The 2,585-nt window shown below is 71.9% G+C and carries 3 protein-coding genes and 1 pseudogene; 1 reads left to right on the top strand and 3 read right to left on the bottom strand.

What is annotated here, in order from left to right; all coding sequences use genetic code 11:
- Both IH13_RS40000 and IH13_RS0135905 read right to left on the bottom strand, forming a co-directional pair.
- A pseudogene (locus tag IH13_RS40000) lies at positions 1 to 577 on the bottom strand (hypothetical protein); the annotation flags it as partial.
- Positions 574 to 909, bottom strand: coding sequence for a PadR family transcriptional regulator (locus tag IH13_RS0135905; protein WP_031091313.1), 336 nt, complete (start codon positions 907 to 909; stop codon positions 574 to 576). The gene IH13_RS0135905 and the pseudogene IH13_RS40000, both read right to left, overlap by 4 nt.
- Positions 910 to 1,529: 620 nt before the next feature.
- Between IH13_RS0135905 and IH13_RS41845 the strand changes: the two genes are divergently transcribed.
- Complete coding sequence (locus tag IH13_RS41845; protein ID WP_324605222.1) at positions 1,530 to 1,772, top strand: helix-turn-helix domain-containing protein; 243 nt, start codon at positions 1,530 to 1,532, stop codon at positions 1,770 to 1,772.
- 243 nt (positions 1,773 to 2,015) lie between these two features.
- Here IH13_RS41845 and IH13_RS0135895 read toward each other — a convergent pair.
- A partial coding sequence (locus tag IH13_RS0135895) for a hypothetical protein (RefSeq protein WP_199814934.1) occupies positions 2,016 to 2,585 on the bottom strand: 570 nt, incomplete at its 5' end.

Below are 2,585 nucleotides of genomic sequence, written 5' to 3'. Positions count from 1 at the left end.
TCAGAGATGTGTATAAGAGACAGCTGTCACCGCGCCGATCCGCAGGGCAGGCGAGCACGACGGCAGTGGTCAGCAGCGCCGCCGCGACAGGAGCGAACGCACCCTCGCCGGGCACGGGTACGGCGACCGTCCACAGCACGGCCCTCCCCAGCAGCCCGCACACGGCCACCCCCACGCCCGGCGCCCATCGGCCGGTCAAGGCGATGGTCATGCCGAGGCACACCAGGAGCGAGAACAGCAGCGACAAGGCCCAGGGACCGCCCATGACGGAGAGTTGGACCCACACCGGAGCCGGCGAGAGAACGAGTTCGGCGTACCAGCGCGTCAGATGCAGCCCGCTGCCCACCGCACCGGCCGCCAGCGCGAACGGGGCGGCCAGGGCGAAGAAACGCCCGGCAGGCGACGCCGAGTCAAGGCCCAGCCGAACCCGCAGAGCGTGCGCGACCAGGTCGGCGTCCGCACGCAGCCGAGCCGGACGCGGCAGGCCCGCCGTCATCTCCCGGTGCACGTCGACGATCTCCTGCCCGTAAGCAGCCCGGTACGCAGCCGGGTACAGACGGATGAGGGGATCGCTCACGCCGGCGCCGCCGCGCCGTCCGCCAGACGCCGCCGGACCTCCCGGGCGGTCGCGGCCAGCCGCTCCGCCTCGGCCTCCAGCCGCACCCGGCCGGCAGGAGCGAGAGCGAAGACCCGACGAGCCCGGCCGCCCACCACCTCCTCACGCTCCACCTGGATCAAACCCTCCACCAGCAGCCTGTCCAACGCCCCGTAGAGCGCCCCGGTACGCGGCGTCACGCGGCCGTCGGTGATGGCCTTGACCTCCTGGGCGATGGCGTACCCGTGCCGGGGCGCATTCGCCAGCGCCGTCAGCAGGAGCAGCGCCAACTCCTGCATCCCTCGTTCACTCATGCCAACAGAGTATTCCGCCCGACGGACCCTCGGCGGATCGGGGGAAGTGTGTGACCGAGACACGCAGCAGGCCGACCTCAAGCACAGCCTCCCCCGGCAGCACCGGGCCCGCGATCAGGCCGAACTCGCCGCCGAGACCCGCCGAGACCCGCCGCTTCCTCCGCAGACGCCAACGCCAACCGCACATCGTCCGCGGCTGCTTCGGTGGCCCACACGTCCGCTATGTCCTGGACGAGAACCCCATGAGTTTCTGATCAATAGCCCCGGCGAAGCCATACTCGAGTGCGTTCCACCCGGCCCACGGACGGCGGCGGGCACCTCTTGGCACAGCATCGAGCAGGCACGGCCGGGAACGGCAGGCCCGGCCAGCGGAGTCCGTACGCGCCGGCCTCCGCTGCTCCGCCGACGCCGACCGTTTCATCACCGCCAACCCCGAGGTCGAACTCCGGCCGGTACACCGAACAGGGCGGCGATGCCCGCACCGTACCCTCGCTGCCGATGCGGCTGATCCTCTGTGACCGCTCCACAGCGGTCGTTCCGGTGAACCGGGGCACCAGCCGGGACGGCGCGTTCATCATTCACCTGTCCAGCGTGGTGACGGCACTCAACGAACTCTCGACCTGGTCTGGGAACGTGCCACCCCGCTGGGTGACGCCCCGTCCCCCACACATGAGGGCCCCAGCGAGCGTGATCTCGCACTCCTGAAGATGCTGCAGGACGGCTTCACCGACGAGGGCATCGCACGGAAGCCGGGCGTTTCCATCCGCACCGTCCGGCAGCTCATGGCAGACCTGCTCAAGCGTCTCAGCGCCCAGAGCCGTGCCCAGGCCGGCGCGGAAGCCGTACGCCTCGGCCGGCTCTGACCCCTCCCCGCCCTTCCAGCACTCGGGTCGTTCAACCCGACGATCTCGACGGCTTGCCGCGGGGCTTGTACTTCCCCCGCCGACCGGCCCCGCACAGCTCCACGCCCCCCGTCGGCCCTTGGCCGAAGCCGCCGGCCGGACGCGGTGCTCCCTGCCGCGAACCGTCGTCGGATCGGCCTCCCGCGCCGCCGTGGCCGACGCACCCTGGTGGGAGCACGCGGGGTGACAGGGGCGGCGGTTCCGTCAGTCGGGCAGCGGATGCACGGGCACCGACGTGTCGGGCTCACCCCGTTGCACCCGCACCAGCCGGTGCTGTTCCGAGGTCAGCCCCAGTTCGGCCACCGGGAGTTTGTCACCGAGCAGCGCCGCCTGCGTGGACTGGGACAGCGACAGCGTCACCCCGACGGCGGCGAGTTCCGCGAGCGACACCATCCCCTTGACCGGCACCACGGGCGGCGGCGGGGGAGGCGGAGCACCGGGCGGACCGGCGGACGCGGTCTTGACCTGTTCGGGCACGACCCGCACGCCCAGCCGTTCCGTGAAGAGTCCCGCCACCTCTGCCAGCCAGCCCGCCGCCACGGCCGGATCGAGACCGGGCCGGACGGCCCCGCTCATGTAGCGGCCCGACTTGTCGTTCACCGTCCACCGCTCCAGCTCCTGACTCCACCGGAACTCTCCGGAGATCCGGCCCATCCCGGTGTCCGACCGTCCTGACTCACCGAAGCGGGCCGCGACGCCCGTGTGCCCCAGCCCGTCCAGGTCGTCCCGCAGCTCGTCCGCCGTCAGGTCCGGGGTCACCCGCCGCATGCCCGC

This window comes from Streptomyces sp. NRRL WC-3549, from assembly GCF_000721935.1.
In the GTDB taxonomy this organism is placed as follows: Bacteria; Actinomycetota; Actinomycetes; order Streptomycetales; family Streptomycetaceae; genus Streptomyces.
The sequence above is the reverse complement of the archived record's forward strand: the minus strand, read 5'-3'. Positions and strand labels throughout refer to the sequence as shown.

What these genes read in the sequence shown, in the direction of transcription:
- IH13_RS0135905 (WP_031091313.1), bottom strand. Translation starts at nt 909, where the DNA reads ATGAGTGAACGAGGGATGCAGGAGTTGGCGCTGCTCCTGCTGACGGCG.